This is a genomic window from Companilactobacillus sp. FL22-3 (genome assembly GCF_054881455.1).
Map to the genome: position 1 here is coordinate 13,795 of NZ_JBTYYZ010000002.1, position 18,678 is coordinate 32,472.

The 18,678-nt window shown below is 37.8% G+C and carries 16 protein-coding genes; 10 read left to right on the forward strand and 6 right to left on the reverse strand.

Going from position 1 to position 18,678, the window contains the following annotated elements:
* The first annotated feature begins 5 nt into the window (after positions 1–5).
* The 5 genes from arcD (at position 6) to ACYT32_RS02060 (ending at position 6,394) form a co-directional block, all read left to right on the forward strand.
* Positions 6–1,418, forward strand: a complete 1,413-nt coding sequence (arcD, locus tag ACYT32_RS02040; RefSeq protein WP_395264183.1) for an arginine-ornithine antiporter — start codon at positions 6–8, stop codon at positions 1,416–1,418.
* A gap of 11 nt (positions 1,419–1,429) precedes the next feature.
* Positions 1,430–2,536 carry an aminotransferase gene (locus ACYT32_RS02045; RefSeq protein WP_395264184.1) on the forward strand — a complete coding sequence of 369 codons (1,107 nt, stop codon included), beginning with the start codon at positions 1,430–1,432 and terminating at the stop codon, positions 2,534–2,536.
* Between the two features lie 30 nt (positions 2,537–2,566).
* Entirely contained in the window at positions 2,567–3,508 is a 942-nt protein-coding gene (arcC, locus tag ACYT32_RS02050; protein WP_395264185.1) for a carbamate kinase, read from the forward strand.
* Between the two features lie 258 nt (positions 3,509–3,766).
* Entirely contained in the window at positions 3,767–5,461 is a 1,695-nt protein-coding gene (gene argS, locus ACYT32_RS02055) for an arginine--tRNA ligase (RefSeq protein WP_395264186.1), read from the forward strand.
* Between the two features lie 12 nt (positions 5,462–5,473).
* A complete protein-coding gene (locus ACYT32_RS02060) occupies positions 5,474–6,394 on the forward strand; it encodes a prenyltransferase (protein WP_395264187.1) in 921 nt (306 codons plus the stop codon).
* 75 nt (positions 6,395–6,469) lie between these two features.
* Here the strand turns inward: ACYT32_RS02060 and ACYT32_RS02065 are convergent, their stop codons facing one another.
* The gene (locus ACYT32_RS02065) at positions 6,470–7,384 is read right to left on the reverse strand and encodes an RluA family pseudouridine synthase (protein WP_395264188.1); all 915 of its coding nucleotides are present in this window, start codon (positions 7,382–7,384) and stop codon (positions 6,470–6,472) included.
* A gap of 91 nt (positions 7,385–7,475) precedes the next feature.
* On the opposite strand from ACYT32_RS02065, the gene ACYT32_RS02070 reads away from it, so the two are divergent.
* The 5 genes from ACYT32_RS02070 to ACYT32_RS02090 all read left to right on the forward strand — a co-directional run bounded on the left by ACYT32_RS02070 (position 7,476) and on the right by ACYT32_RS02090 (position 14,498).
* Positions 7,476–9,554 carry a PBP1A family penicillin-binding protein gene (locus ACYT32_RS02070; protein WP_395264189.1) on the forward strand — a complete coding sequence of 693 codons (2,079 nt, stop codon included), beginning with the start codon at positions 7,476–7,478 and terminating at the stop codon, positions 9,552–9,554.
* Positions 9,555–9,563: 9 nt separating this feature from the next.
* A complete protein-coding gene (locus tag ACYT32_RS02075) occupies positions 9,564–9,902 on the forward strand; it encodes a YlbF family regulator (protein WP_395264190.1) in 339 nt (112 codons plus the stop codon).
* 63 nt (positions 9,903–9,965) lie between these two features.
* Positions 9,966–11,129, forward strand: coding sequence for a metallophosphoesterase family protein (locus ACYT32_RS02080; RefSeq protein ID WP_395264191.1), 1,164 nt, complete (start codon positions 9,966–9,968; stop codon positions 11,127–11,129).
* A 2-nt stretch (positions 11,130–11,131) separates the two neighbouring features.
* On the forward strand, positions 11,132–13,573 hold the full coding sequence (locus ACYT32_RS02085; RefSeq protein WP_395264192.1) for an AAA family ATPase: 2,442 nt from the start codon (positions 11,132–11,134) through the stop codon (positions 13,571–13,573).
* Positions 13,574–13,592: 19 nt separating this feature from the next.
* Positions 13,593–14,498, forward strand: coding sequence for a 3'-5' exoribonuclease YhaM family protein (locus ACYT32_RS02090; RefSeq protein ID WP_395264468.1), 906 nt, complete (start codon positions 13,593–13,595; stop codon positions 14,496–14,498).
* Positions 14,499–14,574: 76 nt separating this feature from the next.
* On the opposite strand, the gene ACYT32_RS02095 is transcribed toward ACYT32_RS02090, so the two are convergent.
* The 5 genes from ACYT32_RS02095 to ACYT32_RS02115 form a co-directional block, all read right to left on the reverse strand.
* Entirely contained in the window at positions 14,575–15,942 is a 1,368-nt protein-coding gene (locus ACYT32_RS02095) for an Nramp family divalent metal transporter (protein WP_395264193.1), read from the reverse strand.
* A gap of 51 nt (positions 15,943–15,993) precedes the next feature.
* Complete coding sequence (locus tag ACYT32_RS02100; protein WP_395264194.1) at positions 15,994–16,455, reverse strand: universal stress protein; 462 nt, start codon at positions 16,453–16,455, stop codon at positions 15,994–15,996.
* Positions 16,456–16,883: 428 nt separating this feature from the next.
* Positions 16,884–17,783 (reverse strand): peptidylprolyl isomerase PrsA, encoded by a 900-nt coding sequence (locus ACYT32_RS02105; RefSeq protein ID WP_395264195.1) that lies wholly within the window; start codon positions 17,781–17,783, stop codon positions 16,884–16,886.
* Between the two features lie 106 nt (positions 17,784–17,889).
* The gene (locus ACYT32_RS02110) at positions 17,890–18,183 is read right to left on the reverse strand and encodes a hypothetical protein (RefSeq protein WP_395264196.1); all 294 of its coding nucleotides are present in this window, start codon (positions 18,181–18,183) and stop codon (positions 17,890–17,892) included.
* Position 18,184: 1 nt separating this feature from the next.
* On the reverse strand, positions 18,185–18,613 hold the full coding sequence (locus ACYT32_RS02115) for an HIT family protein (protein ID WP_395264197.1): 429 nt from the start codon (positions 18,611–18,613) through the stop codon (positions 18,185–18,187).
* Between the last annotated feature and the right edge of the window lie 65 nt (positions 18,614–18,678).

Here is an 18,678-nt window from a genome sequence, read left to right on the forward strand (position 1 = left end):
TTAATATGGAAGAAAAAAAGGGTCTATCACTTGGAGCATTAACGGCTGCGGTAGTCACTAGTTCGATTGGATCAGGAGTTTTTACTTTAACTAGTTCACTTGCTGGTGGAGCAGCTCCAGGACCTGTCCTTTTGGCTTGGATCGTTGTTGGCTTCGGAATTATGATGTTAGCCATGTCTTTAAACAATCTATTATTGAAAAAACCAGAGTCAGAAGGTATCCAAGCATACGCTCAAGCTGGATTCGGTAATTTTGCCGGATTTGTCAGTGGCTGGGGCTATTGGCTAAGTGCTTGGTTAGGAAACGTGGCTTTTGCGACTGTTTTGATGAGTTCGCTGGGCTACTTCTTTCCTATATTTAAAGGTGGTCAAAACATACCATCAATTATTTTTGCCAGTATCGTTTCATGGTCTTTGACCTTTATCGTAAATCGTGGTGTTGAATCAGCTGCGGCAATGAACACAATTATTACAATCTGTAAGTTGATCCCATTATTCGCTTTCATCGTCGTTGCCATTTTCGTCTTCAAAGGCGGTATCTTTACCGCTCACTTCTGGTCCAATGTGGCTAGTGGCGTGGCTGGAAAAGCCGATTTGACGACTCAATTTAGATCATGTTTGATGATCATGATGTGGGTTTTCGTTGGTGTTGAAGGTGCAAGTATGCTTTCATCCAGAGCTCGTGATAAGAGCGAAGCTGGTAAAGCTACAATCATTGGTATCATCAGTTTGTTAGTAATTTATGTTTTGGCTTCAGTTTTACCATACGGTTATATGTCTCAAAATGAATTGGCAAAAATCAATCAACCAGCAATGTTGTATATCTTCCAAGATATGGTCGGTAAATGGGGCGGTGCCTTTATTGGTATAGGTCTAATTATTGCCATTCTGGGTTCTTGGCTATCATGGACGATGTTGCCAGCAGATACGACAATGTTAATGGCGGAAGAGAAAATGTTACCCGCATCGTTTGGACGTAAGAATAAAAATGGTGCACCAACGTTCTCGTTAATCCTAACAGCCAGTTTGATTCAAGTCTTCTTGGTCATTCTTTTGTTCTCAAGTGAAGCGTATAATTTTGCGTTATCACTTTGTACAGCTGCAATCGTTGTTTGTTATATTTTTGTTGGTTTATTCCAAATCAAATTCTCATGGGAAAGAAAAGAAACTAAGCAACTGTGGATTGGTATATTCACAGCCGGCTTTCAAATTATTGCGATCATCTTAGCTGGTTTACATTTCTTGATGTTAGTTTGTATCGGTTATTTACCAGGAATTTATTTCTATTATCGGGCTAAGAAAGATTACAACCTTGATGGTGGAAAACTAACAACTTCAGAAATAATCTGGTCTATCTTGATAGTAGCCTTTGCAATCATCAGTATCGTTATGGTTGCTACTGGATCAATCAAAATTTAGGAAGTGTTTTTATGAAGATACCAGGGTTTGGCGTCGAAGAATGGTTAAATGTTCATGAAAGAGAAGCTAAGTATGATTTAGCTCAAAGTACAATTACATCATTTTCAATGAATGAAATTCAACAGTTGACTCAAGCTGATATTTATCAACAACTTGATGAACAGAAAATGAATTATGGTTGGATCGAAGGATCACCAACTTTTAAAAAAGAGGTCAGTCGACTCTATAAGAATGTTGACCCTGATAATATTTTGCAGACCAATGGTGCAACTGGAGCCAATCTTTTGGCCATTTACTCATTGATCGAACCAGGCGATCATGTCATCAGTGTCTATCCAAGTTATCAACAGCTGTATGATATTCCACGTTCTCTTGGCGCAGAAGTCAGCTTTTGGAAATTACGTGAAGATAAAAATTGGTATCCCGATATTGAGGAACTGAAATCCTTGATTCGACCAAATACCAAGATGATTTGTATCAATAATGCCAATAATCCGACTGGAACGATCCTCGATAAGAAGTTCTTGGAACAAGTCGTGGAAGTTGCTAAGTCAGTTGGCGCATATATTTTAGTCGATGAGGTTTACTTGCCTTTCGATGATTCAGTTGATTTTGCACCAATCATTGATCTCTATGATAAAGGAATCTCAACAAATTCCCTTTCAAAAACATATTCAATGCCAGGTATTCGTGTAGGATGGACAGCTACCAATAGTGAATTAGCGGATATTTTCCGTAAGTATCGTGATTATACGATGATCTGTTCAGGTGTTTTCAGTGATCAAATGGCCTGCTTGATTTTGGAAAATAGAGATAAAGTCTTGGCAAGAAATAAGAAAATCGTTTTGGATAATTTAGCTTACTTTAAAGATTGGGTCGAAAAGACTCCAAAAATTAGCTGCGTCTTTCCAAATGGTGTTTCAACTTCTTTCGTCAAACTAGAGACTAAGAAGTCGAGTTTAGATTTCTGTCGTGATCTATTGAAGGATACTGGAGTTCTATTAGTGCCAGGTGAAGCTTTCGATGTGCCCGGCTATGCCAGACTAGGTTACTGTGCACCTCATGAAACTTTGACTAAGGGATTAGCAATTTTGGGAGACTACTTACAAAAAAATTAAAACTTACGATGTTTTGAGGAGAAAGATATTATGACAAAAGAACGTGTCGTTGTTGCCCTAGGTGGCAATGCTATTTTGAGTACTGACGCAAGTGCCAAAGCTCAACAACTTGCTGTTAAAAAGACTTGTGAATCACTAGTTGAATTTGTTAAGAGTGACAAAGATTTGATCATCACTCACGGTAATGGCCCACAAGTTGGTAATTTGCTATTGCAACAAGCAGCTGCTGATAGTGAAAAGAATCCAGCTTTGCCACTAGATACTTGTGGAGCAATGACTGAAGGTAGTATCGGTTACTGGTTCCAAAACGCTATGAAAGAAGTTATGTTGAAGAATAATATCGACAAACAAGTCGTAACTTTGATCACACAAACAATTGTTGATAAAGATGATCCAGCTTTCAGCGATCCTACAAAACCAATTGGACCATTTTATACAGAGGATGAAGTTCCTAGTCTAGAAGCTGAACATCCTGACTGGACGATCGTTGAAGATGCTGGTCGTGGATATCGTCGTGTTGTTCCTTCACCAAAACCAGTTGAAATCAATGAATATCCAGCCATTGAAGCTATCTCAAAAGCAGGTGTTATTCCAATCGTTGCTGGTGGTGGCGGTATTCCTGTTGTTAAAGATGGCGACCGTTTGATCGGTAAAGAAGCAGTTATCGATAAAGATTTTGGTGCTTCTAAGATTGCTCAATTGGTCGATGCTGATCAATTGATTATCTTAACTTCTGTTGGTGGGGTATTCTATAACTTTGGCAAGCCTGATCAAGAAGAGATTTTTGATGTAACTGCTGATGAGATTCAAAAACATATTGACAATGATGAATTTGCTAAAGGCAGTATGATGCCTAAAGTACAAGCTGCTGTAGCCTTTGTAAAAGCTACTGGTAAGCCTGCAGTTATCGGTGCTCTTGATGATGTTAAAGAGATTATTGCCGGTAACAAGGGAACAGTTATTCACAAATAATTATTGTTATTGTGAATTTTATGTGCTATCATATTTTTGCAAAAGAAGGATTAATTGATCAGTAGAATTTCAGCGAGACTATGGTTGGTGAGAGTTAGTCAATTTTAAGATCGAGTCGCACCCTTCTTCTTAAATTTAAATAATACAATTAATGAGTGGATATTAATCAATTAGAGTGGTACCGCGGGAAATCTCGTCTCTTTTAATAAACGAATTGTTTATTAAAAGAGGCGTTTTTTTTATCTAAAGGAGGAAAATATGGATTTTAAACAACAAGTAGTAAAGGCATTAAAGCAAGTTTTACCAGCAGAAATTACAGAGCAACAAGTTGCTGATTTGATTGAAAAACCTAAGACATCTGATCTTGGCGATTACGCATTCCCAACTTTTATTTTGGCAAAGACAATGCACAAGGCTCCTAACATGATCGCTGAAGAATTAGTTGGCAAAATTGATGCCACTGATTTTGAAAAGGTAGTTAACACTGGAGCATATATCAACTTCTTCCTTGATAAAAAATCCTTTTCAGAAGACGTCTTACACGAAGTCTTAACTCAAAAAGATCAATATGGTAATGCTGATGATGGTAAAGGCCGTAATGTGCCAATCGATATGTCATCACCTAATATTGCTAAACCAATGTCAATGGGTCACTTACGTTCAACTGTAATTGGTAATTCCATTGCTAAGATTATTTCAAAACTAAATTATCAACCAGTTAAGATCAATCACTTGGGTGATTGGGGAACTCAATTCGGTAAATTGATCGTTGGTTACAAACTTTGGGGTTCAGTTGAAGAAGTTGAAGCTGATCCTATCAATAACCTTTTGAAGTATTACGTTCGTTTCCACAAGGAAGCTGAAGAGAAACCAGAATTAGACGATGAAGCTCGTGCATGGTTCAAGAAGATGGAAGATGGCGATGAAGAAGCTTTGGCATTGTGGTCATGGTTCAAAGATCTTTCACTAAAGGAATTCCAAAAGATCTACGATCGACTAGATGTTCAATTCGACCACTTTACTGGTGAATCATTCTACAACGACAAGATGGATGCCATCGTTGATACACTTGAAGAAAAAGGTTTGCTCAAAGAAAGTCGTGGTGCTGAAATCGTTGACTTGTCAGAATACGATCTCTCACCAGCTTTGATCAAGAAGACTGACGGTGCCACACTTTACATCACTCGTGACTTGGCTGCTGCTAAGTACCGTAAAGACACCTTCGACTTTGTTAAATCACTTTACGTTGTTGGTTCAGAACAAGCAGAACACTTTAAGAAATTAAAGATCGTTTTGAAGAAGATGGGCTACGATTGGTCAGATGATATTGATTACATCCCATTTGGTTTGATCACAACTGGCGGTAAGAAACTTTCAACGCGTTCTGGTCGTGTTATCTTGCTCGAAAACGTGCTTAACGATGCGGTAGATCTTGCTAAGAAACAAATCGAAGAAAAGAACCCAGATCTTAAGAATAAAGATGCCGTGGCCGAAGCAGTTGGTGTCGGTGCGGTTGTCTTCCATGATTTGAAGAATGACCGTCGTGATAGTTTCGACTTTAATCTTGAAGAAGTTGTTCGTTTTGAAGGTGAAACTGGTCCTTATGTTCAATATACAAATGCCCGTGCCTTGAGTATTTTGAGAAAAGCAAAAGAAGTTAACTTTGGTGACGGAAAAGACCTTGCAGTGACAGATCCTGAAGCTTGGGATACAATCAAATTACTCCAAGATTTCCCAAATGTCGTAGAACGTGCTGCTAAAGAATATGAACCTTCTGTAGTTGCCAAATATGTTCTCAAACTTGCCAAGAGTTTTAACCAATACTATGCTCACAGCAAGATTTTGGCAGACGATGATGGTCTACAAGCCAGATTAGCTTTAGTTAAATCAGTTTCAATCGTCTTACAAATGTCATTGGGACTTCTAGGGGTTAAAGCTCCAGAAGAAATGTAAGGTGGATTAGTTTTGAATAGACAACTTTTTGACGAACTTTCAGAGATAAAAACGACCACGCTAGACGTGGCGTGGTTTATATTAGCAATCTGTTTTACTTATTTAAATTACGGAACCTTCAATTTTTTAAACGGAATTTTAGGTTTTGTGGCCGTCTTCTTTATTCATTTATTTATTAACTTTCACAATAATTATATGGATTATAAGAACTCAAAAAGTGAAGAGTATCGCCAAAAAATCAGCACTATTGGTATTAATCGTGAATCACTGGCAATAGTCAAAAAATGGATGCTCGGTTTGGCCATTTTTCCATTAATTATTGGGGTTTTTCTGATTTATCGGACGGGTTGGGTTACTCTTGTGATTGGTGTCATTGGGGTAGCAATCGGTTTGTTATATTCAGCAGGTCCTAAGCCACTGAACTCAACTATCTTTGGGGAAGCAGCGGTGGCTATTGCCATTAGCCAGCTAATTCCTTTAGCCTATACTTATTTAGGGCTAGGGGGAACAGCTAAGTTTGATTCAAGTACTGCCATTTCGGTAATCCTAGTCAGTTTACCTAATACTTTTGCCTTTTTCTGTGCAGAGTTGAGTAATGGCACTTCGGACCTTGAAGCAGACGTAAAAAATGGTCGCCATACTTTGGTGGCTAGAATTGGTAGAGCCAACGCTTTGAGTTTATTCAAAGCTAGTTGGTCATTAGCCTTCCTATTAGTGCCAATTTTAGCTTTAACAAAAGTAGTACCTTACATTACACTATTGATCGTGCTGCTTTATCCAAACATCTGGGACGACTTTCGTCCTTATCTGAAGGAACAAGTGAAAACCAAAACTTATCCTTTAGTAATCAAAGCTGTCGGTAAATTCTCCGTAACGTATATTTTCTTAATTGCTGTCGGGGCGATTATCAAACTAGTTATGTCAGTCTTTTAACGATAGTTTATCTCAGAAAGAGTCATGAAAAAATCACTCCTAAAACTTCTTTCTGAACATAAAAGAAGAGCTCACCTAATTGTCGGGATTAGGTGAGCTTTTTGGTTGCTTTAAATCAGCACATATTAAATTATACATATTTTCTGATAACTTTGCTTGAATAATTTTATTTTGATTGGAGAAAGGTTGCTGAAAGGTTAATTTGTGGGCGAAAAGAGCCATTTCACCTTTTTTTGGATGAGGATTGTAGAGTGGATCATTGACGATCGGCCAGTGATTAAATGCTAAATGAACTCGTAGCTGATGAGTTCGACCCGTGTGTAGATTCAATTTTAGTAAGGCAAATTTTGAGGTTTTTTTGATGACTTGAAAATCTGTTTGGGCGCTGAGACCATCTGTTGCGACAATTCTTTTGCGGACGTCGGTCGGGTCTTGAGCAATGGGAAGGTCGATCGTGCCACTGTTTTGGATGGGGCTGTCTAAGTTTACTAACGCCAGGTATTCTCGATGGAGCGTCTTAGTGCTGAGCTGGCGATTAAAGATAGGGACCAGGTAAGGAGTTTTACTGATCAAGACTAAACCTGAGGTCTCCATGTCGATGCGATGGACCATATAGGGATGACCATTCTTTAAGTATGATTCAACATCGTTCATTAAGGAGTCACTTTCACTAGCAAGATTGGGGTGAGTCTTTTTTCCCGCCGGTTTATTAGCTATTAGGATGTCGTTATCTTCATAGACTATGTCTACATTGTCGTTGCCCGGTAAATAAGTTTGGGCGCTTCGTGGTGGAAAATTAAAATTCAACGTAATTTGGTCGCGGTCATTGACAATTGTATTGAAAGGCTGGTAATGTCCGTTGATCAAAACGTCTTGTTGGATTCTAAAAAAATGTTGCCATTTTTTGGGAATGAGCCATTTTTTTAAGAGCTCTCGAAGTGTAAGAACTTCATTGTTTTCGCGGTGATAGGTCACAATTTTTTGGTACATTTGGTGTCGACTCCTTAAAGATTCTGCGAGTAATTTATAAAATAGAGCAATAATGTGATAAAATTTGTTCTTATACAGAGGTATTTAAACAATGAATAATAACAATGGTTTTTGGGATTGGTTAAAACCCAAATTACTAGTTGCTTGGTCCTTTATCAAGAAATACTGGAAGAGATTCCAATTAACTCGTTGGATAATCTTACTGGTTTTAACGTTAATTTTAGTTTTGAGTAGTTACTGGACTTTTAAGGCTAAAACTAGCAACGTTCAAGATTTACAGTCATCTTTACAAACAAAGACGACAATTATCGATAAAGACGGCGATAATGCCGGTCAATTATACGCTAACAAAGGTACGTATGTTAGTTACGACAAGATTTCCAAAAATATCCAAAATGCTGTTACTTCAACTGAAGACCGAACATTTTGGACCAATCCAGGATTCAGTATCAAAGGTTATATTAGAGCTGCTTTGGGATATTTGATCCATCATGGTATTTCCGGTGGTGGTAGTACTTTGACCCAACAGTTGGCTAAGAATTCGCTTTTGACACAAAAACAGACACTTTCAAGAAAAGGTGAGGAACTTTTCTTATCGATTGAAATCAATCATGTGTATTCTAAAAAAGAAATCATCACGATGTATCTGAACAACGCATACTTTGGTAACGGAGTCTGGGGCGTTCAAGATGCGTCCGAAAAGTATTTTGGGAAAAATGCTTCTGAACTTGATCCAGCTGAAGCTGCGGTTTTAGCCGGGATATTGAAAGCACCAAATGCTTATAATCCTATCGATAGTTTGAAAAATTCAACTGCCAGACGTAATTTGGTTCTCGATTTGATGGTCCAAAATCAGAAATTGACAGCTTCACAGGCCTCATATTATAAGAATACGCCTATCAGTGTGAATGACAATTATGAAGTCAGCAGTTCGTACAAATATCCTTATTTCTTTGACGCCGTCATCGATGAAGCGGTCAACAAGTATGGCTTAAAGGAAGACGATATTTTGAACAAGGGCTATAAGATCTACACGACGCTTGATCAAAAAATGCAAAGTTCAATGCAGTCGACGTTTGATAAAAGTTATCTCTTCCCATCTAATGCCAGCGATGGTACTAAAGTCCAAGGGGCTTCTATTGCGGTCAATCCTAAGAATGGCGGTATTTTGGCTGTTGTTGGTGGTCGAGGCGACCATACTTTCCGTGGTTATAATCGTGCTACCTCAAGTCAAATGCAACGACAACCTGGTTCAACTATCAAACCATTAGCTGTCTATACGCCAGCAATTGAGAATGGTTACAGTTATGATTCAGAGCTTCCTAATGAAATCACGACTTTTGGTAAGAATAAGTATGCCCCAACTAATGCGGATGGCTTGTATTCAAAGACTATCCCAATGTATAAAGCCCTCTATCAAAGTGAGAATATTCCTGCCGTGGCTTTACTCGATAAGATCGGTGTGAAAAAGGGTGTGGATTCAGTCGAGAACTTCGGTATCAAAGTTCATAAAAATGACCAAAACTTAGCTTTGGCACTGGGTGGGTTGACGACAGGGGTCAATCCTTTACAAATGGCACGAGCTTATACGGCCTTTGCCAATGAAGGTAAGTTGGCCAATACTCACTTTATTACTAAAATCGTTGATTCAACGGGAACTGTGATCGTGAATAATACCGACACATCAAACAAACAGATTATTAGTAAGAATACTGCTAAAGAAATGACTAGTATGATGCTAGGCGTTTATAACGAGGGAACTGGTAAACTAGCGAAGCCATTAAACTATCAGATTGCTGGTAAAACTGGTAGTACCGAAGTTCCTGATTCATACGGCTATGCTGGAACTAAAGATCAGTGGATGATCGGTTACACGCCAGACGTAGTTGTTGCCAGTTGGATCGGTTTTGACAAGACGGATAAAGATCATTTCTTGCCTGGAGCAAGTGAAAATGGTTTATCTGCCTTGTTCAAAGATGAGATGACGGGTATTTTACCAGATACAGAAGAAACTGATTTTGGAGTTAAAGATGCAGCTAAATTAGCTGAGGACAATAATTCCGATAGTGGCAATTCAGATATTACTAAATCTATTCAAGATGGAGTAAACAACATTAAAAATAAAGCTTCACAATGGTATAATGATATTAAGAACTTTTTTGGTCAATAGGAGGACTTTATGAACATTTACGATAGTGCTAATCAACTCGAACAAGATTTGAGAAAGACAACAGAGGTTGCTGAATTAAAGCTTGCTTTCGAAGCTGTTAAAGCCAACGACCTCGCTTACAAGCTTTTTGACAAAGTACAAAATAAACAATTTGAACTTCAACAAAAGCAAATGCAAGGTCAAGAAATTACTGACGAAGACATTAATGCAATGCGTGAATTAACAGACCAACTTTCAAATTACACTGAAATCCAAAACTTAATGGAAAAAGAGCAAAAGATGAACTCAATGATGGATGAATTGAACAAGATCATTTCAAAACCTATCGCTGAAATTTATCAAAATTAATAACAAGGACTTAGGGCTTAAGTAATTTGCTCAAGTCCTTTTCTTTTACAAGGGAGCTTTAAAATGAAATTTTTGCATGCAGCAGACTTACATTTAGATACACCTTTTGTCGGCATTAGCAATTTTTCAAAAGATCTGCAAAAACAGTTACAACAATCGACTTATCAAGCTGCTAAGCAAATGTTTACCACTGCGATCGAACAGAAGGTCGATTTTGTGATTCTAGCGGGGGACATTTTTGATGATACGGACAGCTCATTAAAAGCCCAGATGTTTTTGCGTGATGAATTTGAAAAGTTGAATCAGGCCGATATTAAGGTTTATTTAATTTACGGTAATCATGATTATTATCGGAATAATTTTGCTGTCGTAAAGTTTCCAAGCAATGTAAAAGTTTTTGGTGAAGAAGTTCAGACTTTTGAACAGGTGACTCAAGATGGTCAAAGAGTTGGTTTGACTGGTTTTAGCTATCATCAACAACATGTTAATCAGGCGATGATTCAAGAGTATCCACAGCGTGGGGATTTCGATTATCAGATTGGGATTTTGCATGCTGGTGTTGGTGACGATAATTATGCACCTTTTCAAGTCAGTGAATTGTTAGCTAAAGGTTATGATTACTGGGCTTTAGGCCATATTCATAAACGGCAGATCCTTCACCAAAATCCTCTTGTAGTATATTCTGGCGATATTCAAGGCCGTAATCAAAACGATACGACTCCTAAGGGCTTTTATATTGTTTCACAAGCAAATCATCAAACTGAATTAAAATTCGTTAAGAGCAGCGTTTATACGTGGGATAAGGCTGTCTTGAATGCTAAGAGCGATGATACTGTTGATTCTTTGATCACTCGGATCTCAGATTTGTTAGTGACGTCTAATGTGCTATTGACGTTGACGATCAACAATGCTCAAAACTTAAATAGCGATGTTCTAAAGACGGTAGAACGAAATGAAGTCTTGCAGCATTTCAATCAAATGGAGACTGCAAGTGTCCTCTATAAAATTTATTTGAAGTTTAATGACAATCCACAATTGGCTCAAATTGATCAACGATATTGGGATGAAGCCCAAAGGATGACAATTGATTTAGACAAAATCAAAGATTTAGATACTAAATTGTATTCATCAAGTATCATTCGTGATCATATCAACGATCCGGATTTCTTGAAAGTTATAACGGAAATGACTCGCAATACAATTAATCAAAAATATACTGGAGAATAATCGTGAAATTAGTTAAGGCGAATATTTATGGCTTCGGCAAATGGGTCGACCAAAAGTTTAACTTTGAACAAGATTATCAAGTTATTTTTGGAGCCAACGAGGCCGGTAAAACGACATTGTTGCATTTTATTGAGAGTATTTTGTTTGGCTTTGCCTCCGCACGAGGCGAGAACAAGTTTTTACAATATAAACCCCATAATGGCAGTAAGTATGGCGGCGAGTTGATTTTTAAGGCTTCAGATGGCAGCTTTTGGACGGTCAAAAGAGTTGATGGTAAAGGCGACGGAGAGTTGACCTTATACCATGACGATCAGTTAGTTCCTAATAGTTTGCTGACAGAAATTGTTGGCAGTTTTAATAAGGAAGATTACGAAAGTACTCATCTCTTTGATGATAAGAATATTTTGTCGATTTATGGTCTCGATGAAAAGAAGCTTGAAACAGAGATCATGTCGATTGGAGCGGTCGGGAGTAAGGAATGGTTAGTCGCCGCTGACAACATTGAGCACGTTGCTGACGATATATACAAACCACGTGGTCAAAAGCAAACGCTAACAGTTGACTTGAAACGTCGAGACGAGCTGTTGAGCCAAAAATCTGAAATTGAAAATCAGCAGGTAGCTTATCAAAGAGTTGAACAAGAGTTGCAAGCAACCCAGAATGAGTTTGAAAAGAATGAACAATCGTTAAAACAGGCGAGTGCAACTGAAAATAATCTGCGTAATTTAGATAAGAAGTGGCTTCGGTACGAGCGTTTTCAACAAAATAATCATTTTCAACAAACCGCCACTCCAGTGATCGATAGTGGGGATTGGGAGCGGGTTCTTCAAGCCAATCAAGAACTAAGTACATTGAAAGAGACATCCACAACTAACAAATTAGCCGATTTGGATAATGTTGAGAAGAATATTTTAAATAATTACCAGATCAATCAAACACGTTTGGACTATGTCCGTAACCAGAAGTTTGAGTTGCAGAATCTGCAATTTCACCGCGATGATATGAATTCCAAGCTGTTGAAAGTTGATACACAAGTTGATCAATTGTTCCAAAATCATCCGGAATTGACAGAGCACATGTTGCCATTGACTGGGGATGAGATCGAAAAACTGACCCCAAGTGCTAAAAAGAGCAACAATTTGCCGCTAATAGTCTGTGGGGTTGCTGTGATTCTGGCCTTTATCGTCAATCCACTTCGCTGGCCGTTCATCATTGCCGCGATTGCTGGTGGTGTCTGGTACTGGTATCAAGAACAACAAAATGGAACTGATGATTTTGAAAAGTATGACTTTATCAAACAAAAAGGCTATCAAGGTTTAAAACGGGAAGTTATTTTAGGCATTCAAGGTACGGTAATTGCCCTCGATAATTATCATACGACCCAAAATGGTCTGGTTGACGGTATCAAATCAATTGAAGTTGACTTGAATAAATGGCGGAAGATTTTATTGGAATTGAATGTGATCGATGAATCTTATCGTGACGATAATTACAATGAACAAATTGAAAAATACTTTAACCGTTTGGATCAGATCAAAGCTAAGGCTGATTTAGCAGAACAAAATAAAGCCGAAAATGAGCGGGTCGATCAAGAACGGACAGTTCGTTTGAAAGAGTTAAATCAAGAGATTTTTGCCATTCTTCAAAAGTACCAAGCTGTCAATATGAATGCTTTTACCCGCATGCATACCCAACAAGTTGAAAATCAAAAATTCCTGACTGAAATCAAGCAAGATCAAGCCTTTTTGGGCAATGATCTGGAATTATTACAAAAATATGCTACGCATGATCAGTTGTTGAGTGAATTAAATCAGGCGGTGGCTCAAAAAGATGCTTTATCTGACAAGAATAACCAGTTGAGTCGACAGATGGGTTCCCTGAAAGAACAGATGCAACAGATCTTCGATAATCAGCAATATCAACATATTGTGGCCGAGTTGGCTCAGAATAAAGCAGATATTATTGATAATTATGACGAATGGATCTCGCACAAGTTAGCCAGTGAATGGATTCGGAATATGCTCAATATTGCTACAGAAAACCGTTATCCTAAGATGATTGCTCAAGCTACGCAATATTTCAACTTGTTGACCGATGGTCACTATGTCAAAATTAACTTTAAAGATAAGAATATTGCTGTAATGAGTGCGACCAAGAATAATTTTGACGTCCATGAGTTATCAAAGGCGACTACGATTCAGTTGTATCTTGCCTTGAGATTGGCTTTTGTGACCGAAATTTCTGACTTGATCAAATTGCCAATATTGATCGACGATGCCTTTGTTGATTTTGACCTCTCTCGAACCGAGAATGTTTTCAAATTAATTAAGGAAATCGCCAAGACTAATCAGGTAATTTACGTAACTGCGAACCAACCTAAGGAAATTCCTGATGACCATATTTTGAAGTTGGAGGAACCAGAAGTTGTTGAAGCATATAATTGATTTTAATAAGGGCGACGATATGAGTTTAGAGGTGATCATCAAACGATCAGACTTTCGTTTGGTTAAAAATGGTAAAAACTTCTTGTCATTAGTCTTTGAAGATAAGACTGGTCAAATCCCTGGGAAATATTGGGATGCCAGTGAAGAGGACGCCAAGCGCTTTAAAGTTGGTACCGTGGTACAACTAGAAGGACGTCGTGACTTGTATCAAGGCAAGCCTCAAGTCAATATCACTCGTCTAGGACTATTAGATCCTAATACGGTAGACATGTCACAGTTTGTGCAGACAGCACCTATAAAACGAGTTGAAATGGAAGCTGAGTTTGATGACATCTTTTTACAGATCACTAATGGTGCCTGGAATCGAATTGTGAGATATCTATTCAAAAAGTATCATGACCGCTTCTTTACAAGTGCGGCAGCCAAAGTCAATCATCATGATTTTCAGGGTGGTTTAGCCTATCATACTTTGAGCATGGTTCGGATAGCTGAAAAAATATCTGACCTCTATCCTCAAATTGACCGAGCCTTATTGATTGCAGGAGCCTGCTTGCACGATTTTGGCAAAATTATTGAATTGACAGGCAATTTGGATATCGAATATACCTTTGAGGGTAATATGCTAGGTCATATTACGATTGTTGACGAGGAGATCGTTAAGGCGGCAGAGGATTTGAAAATCAACTTAGATAGTGAAGATATGATTCTTTTGCGGCACATGATCCTCTCGCATCATGGCTTGTTAGAATATGGTTCACCAGAGCGTCCTAAGTTATTGGAAGCAGAAGTTTTGCATGAAATTGATATGATGGATGCTTCAATCAACATGATCACTAAAGCCTTGGAAAAGACTGATAAAGGTCAATTCTCTGAGAGAATCTTTGGTTTAGATAACCGTTCATTTTATAATCACAATAAAGCATAATAAAAAATCCATCTGATTCTAAGGTTTAGAATCAGGTGGATTTTTAGGTCTAGAATTGTGTTTTAACCACTAGAATTTAAAATAAAGTTTGCCAAATCAACTGAATATTTAAAATAATTAAGATAACAGCAATGATCCAAGATAAATATTTGACCCAAGGGCGATTGGCAAAAGGTCCCATTAGTTTCTTATCGCTAGTAAAGAGAATTAACGGAATCATGGCAAATGGCAAGGCAACAGACAAGAATACTTGTGAGAAGGTCAATAAGCTTTCAATTTTGGCCTCATTTCCTTTGTAATAGATGGCAAAAGCCAAAACAGGGGTGATAGAGATCAAACGAGTGAGCAAACGTTGAGCCCACAATGGCATCCGTAAGTGAATGAAACCTTCCATGATCATTTGTCCGGCTAAAGTACCAGTAATAGTTGAGCTTTGACCAGATGCTAACAGCGCGATTGCAAATAGCATACTCAACATCGGACTGGCAATTGCACCGACGATTTTAGGATTGCTTAAAGCGTTGAACAAGTCGACAAAACGTCCTAATTCACTGTGGGTACCAAAGAATAAGGCAGCTCCTAAAATCAATAAGAGGCTGTTAACGACAAAAGCAATCGTCAGTTGAATATTGGAATCAGCAATGGTAAAACGGATCGTTTTTCTGACCGAAGCTTCATCGTGAATATCATATTTACGTGTCTGTGAGATTGACGAACCAAGGTATAAATCGTGGGGCATAACGGTTGCACCAACAATACCTAATGCCATGTAAAGCATTGGCTGGTTGGTCAAAATCTTTGCCCGAGGAACGTAACCACCTAAAACGCCTAATGCATCAGGTTTAGATAGGAAAACTTCATAGGCAAAGACAAATAAGATCACCGCCACTAAAGTTGCCACAATGGCTTCAATTTTATGAAATCCTAAACGCATTAAGAATAATAAAATCAAGACATCAAAGGCAGTAATAGTAATTCCGACAATCAGTGGGAAACCAAACAATAATTCCAAAGCGATACCAGAACCGATGATTTCGGCCACGTCAGTCGCCATGATAGCTAGTTCAGTTATTACCCAGAGAATTAGACCACCAGTCTTTGAAGTTCGGTCTCGGGTCAATTGGGCTAAGTCTCGTCCGGTTACGATACCTAAGCGGGCTGACATGGCTTGCAAGAGCATTGCAATTAAACTGGACAGTAAAACAACGCTCAATAAAGTGTACTTAAATTGAGCACCACCACCGATCGAGGTGATCCAATTTCCGGGGTCCATATAACCGACGGCAATTAAAGCACCAGGTCCGGTATATGCTAAAAGTGTTTTGAAGTAGCCAGCATTGTCGGGTACTTCAATGGATCCATTGATTTCATCGAGACTTTTACGAGTCGTTCCGGTATCTTCAATGAATTTATTCTCTTGTTCTGAATCCTTTTGGTGTTTCAAAGTGACAAGGCCTCTTTTCGTAGTATGTTAATCCTACTAGTGAGGTTCCCGTTAACGGACGACGATGACTGACACAGGTGCATGTTTAGCTAAACGAGGTCCGATTGCACCAGAAATTTTCGAGTGAGGAGCTTGCGTATCGGCACCAGTTACGATCAAGTCTGGATTAAAATCTGGAATCACACGATCTAAGATAACATCGTCGATGTCGCCCCCCTCATAAGGCAGCGATTCGACATTACTCAAACCATTATCTTTTGCAGCTTGGACATAATAATCAATAGTTTTATTTAATTCTTTTCGTTTTTCATCAATTTTAGTTGGTGTTAAAGAATCAAAAATATTTATATCTTCACTTTCCATTACAGAAACAATTCCTAGGTTAGCGTCGTAATCTTGAGCCAGTGTCATCGCAAAGCGAAAAGCCTTGGTAGTTGAAGCTTGGTCATCCTCATCGACAGCTAGTAAAATTCGTCTGTAAACTAAGGGATCTTTAACTCGTTTAATTGCCATAGAAATAGTCCTCCTAATAAAAGCTGAATATTGTTCCACTCATATAATAGCGTTGTTGCCAAAGATAAAACAAGCTATAGTTTCGTCTAAAAAGGCTGATGCCAGCAATTATTGAAGGATAATTCGCCCAAAAAAAGTTAAGACTTTTTCAAAAGATAATTAGTTATGGTTAATAAAAGCATGACCTGAAAGACGATTATTTGGTAAAAAGGGTGCAATCGTCTTGAGTCACGTCTTATTAATGTCCCTTCTAATTATAATTATTATTGATCAAATTGTATCGGGCTATTGCAAAATAATCTTAGAAAAAACAAACTTTTTCATTCATCAATAGTTAATAGTCGGATAAAAAAATCTTTGCCAGACGATTTTTAATATTCAGGATAAAAAAAAGATACCCAGTTTTGGGTATCTTAAGTTAATCATCATTATTTACTTGATGAAGATGATGAGACATAACCAGAAAGAACATCCTTCAAGTCTTTGTCCTTAATTGAAACATCAGCCTTCTTCAAGACTTTAGAAATAACTTTTTGCATTACAGTTGAATCTTGCATCCATGAAGCATAGATCTTAGATTTAAGTTCAGCAGTGTGATCGCTCATCTTACCCTTAGCAGGTTTCTTAAGAAGTTTGATTACGCTGTAACCGTATGAAGTTTTAACAGGTGTTTCTGTGTAATCGCCGACTTTGTCAAGTTTGTATGCAGCCTTCTTGAAGTCTGTATCAACGCTTGTGCTGTCGTTATCGAAAGCATCCATCTTACCACCATTGTTCTTTGTGGCTGAGTCAGTTGAATATTCTTTAGCTAGCTTACTGAAGTCTTCACCGTTTTGAAGTTTAGTAATAACTTCTTTAGCAGTGTCTTCTTTACTTACAAGAATTTGAGCTACAGTAATCTTAGGTTGGTAACTCTTCCATTCTTTCTTAAGGTCGCTGTTTGTAACAGTCTTGTTCTTCTTCAAAGCAACTTTTGTAAGAAGGTTAGTACGAATATTCTTCTTAAATTGGGCAGTTGTCATACCGTTTTGTTGAAGAATTTGACTAAATGATGAACCATATTGGCTCTTGTACTTGTTGTATTCACTATTTACTTGTTTTGTGGATACATCCTTGCCATATTGGTCTTCCAAAGCTTTAGTAATTACCATTGTTTGCAATGTTTGCTTACCAGCTGAAGAAGTCTTCATTTCATCGTAGTATTCTTGTTGAGTAATTCTGCCGCCTTTAAGCGTGGCAACAGTTTTATTACTTGAACAACCTGCTACAACAGTAATCATAAATAGACCGGCAATAGCCAAGATCCATTTAGTTAATCGTTTATTCATCTTTACACATCCTTAATTAATATGTCTACAACTGAAAAGACTACCATAAAATAAAGTGAATAGTTTATCATTTTAAGAAAAAATCATAAAAAATTCATATTTAGTTCTACATTTTGTTGAACTTATCGAGATTTTCATGTAACTCTTGTAAAGAATTTTGTAGCTCCAAGACGTCAGGTTGTATGCTTTGAGTGTATTCCGTCAAATCATTTTTGAGATCTGACATAACTTCTGGAACTACGGCTGAGTTTTTTTGCAGATCAGCTAAGATGTCTTTAAAATCTTTAATATTCTTTAATAACTTGGTATCATTGAGATTAGTAAGTTTGTCTTTTGATTGAAATAATTGAATGGCGATTCCAGAAATCGAGCCAATTGTAAAACCTGCAAAAAATTTCATATTAGTCCTCCAAGTTTTGTTTGATCTTGTCGGCACGTGCTTGCAGTTCCTCATTGCTTGCAAGGCCAGTATTATCGCCCCAGTGCATTGAGAAGTCGTCGTCTTTTGAATAACGAGGGACTAAGTGAATGTGTGAATGCATTACACTTTGATAGGCGATCTCGCCATTGTTTTGGCAAATGTTCATTCCAATGATCTTTGGATTAGAAGCTTTGATGGCACGTGCAATCATCGGTACTTTTTTGAAGACACGAGCAGCTAGATCTTCGTCATAAGCAAAGATGTCTTGAACGTGCTTTTTAGGAACAACCAAAGTGTGTCCCGGCGTCACTTGAGAAATATCAAAGAAAGCTTTGATATCATCGTCCTCATAGATAGTGGTACTAGGAATTTCATTGTTAATAATTTTACAAAAAATGCAGTCATCCATAAAAAATTTCTCCTTTCAAAAAACAGCATAATATTTACTATAATGCTATCATAATAACATTATTA

Bases quoted from the DNA above. Each gene is read 5' to 3' on its own strand.
- ACYT32_RS02105 (WP_395264195.1), bottom strand. From the start codon at position 17,783: ATGAATAAACGATTAACTAAATGGATCTTGGCTATTGCCGGTCTATTT.
- ACYT32_RS02080 (WP_395264191.1), top strand. From the start codon at position 9,966: ATGAAATTTTTGCATGCAGCAGACTTACATTTAGATACACCTTTTGTC.
- ACYT32_RS02115 (WP_395264197.1), bottom strand. From the start codon at position 18,613: ATGGATGACTGCATTTTTTGTAAAATTATTAACAATGAAATTCCTAGT.
- arcD (WP_395264183.1), top strand. From the start codon at position 6: ATGGAAGAAAAAAAGGGTCTATCACTTGGAGCATTAACGGCTGCGGTA.
- ACYT32_RS02100 (WP_395264194.1), bottom strand. From the start codon at position 16,455: ATGGCAATTAAACGAGTTAAAGATCCCTTAGTTTACAGACGAATTTTA.
- ACYT32_RS02045 (WP_395264184.1), top strand. From the start codon at position 1,430: ATGAAGATACCAGGGTTTGGCGTCGAAGAATGGTTAAATGTTCATGAA.
- ACYT32_RS02065 (WP_395264188.1), bottom strand. From the start codon at position 7,384: ATGTACCAAAAAATTGTGACCTATCACCGCGAAAACAATGAAGTTCTT.
- arcC (WP_395264185.1), top strand. From the start codon at position 2,567: ATGACAAAAGAACGTGTCGTTGTTGCCCTAGGTGGCAATGCTATTTTG.
- ACYT32_RS02090 (WP_395264468.1), top strand. From the start codon at position 13,593: ATGAGTTTAGAGGTGATCATCAAACGATCAGACTTTCGTTTGGTTAAA.
- argS (WP_395264186.1), top strand. From the start codon at position 3,767: ATGGATTTTAAACAACAAGTAGTAAAGGCATTAAAGCAAGTTTTACCA.
- ACYT32_RS02075 (WP_395264190.1), top strand. From the start codon at position 9,564: ATGAACATTTACGATAGTGCTAATCAACTCGAACAAGATTTGAGAAAG.
- ACYT32_RS02070 (WP_395264189.1), top strand. From the start codon at position 7,476: ATGAATAATAACAATGGTTTTTGGGATTGGTTAAAACCCAAATTACTA.
- ACYT32_RS02110 (WP_395264196.1), bottom strand. From the start codon at position 18,183: ATGAAATTTTTTGCAGGTTTTACAATTGGCTCGATTTCTGGAATCGCC.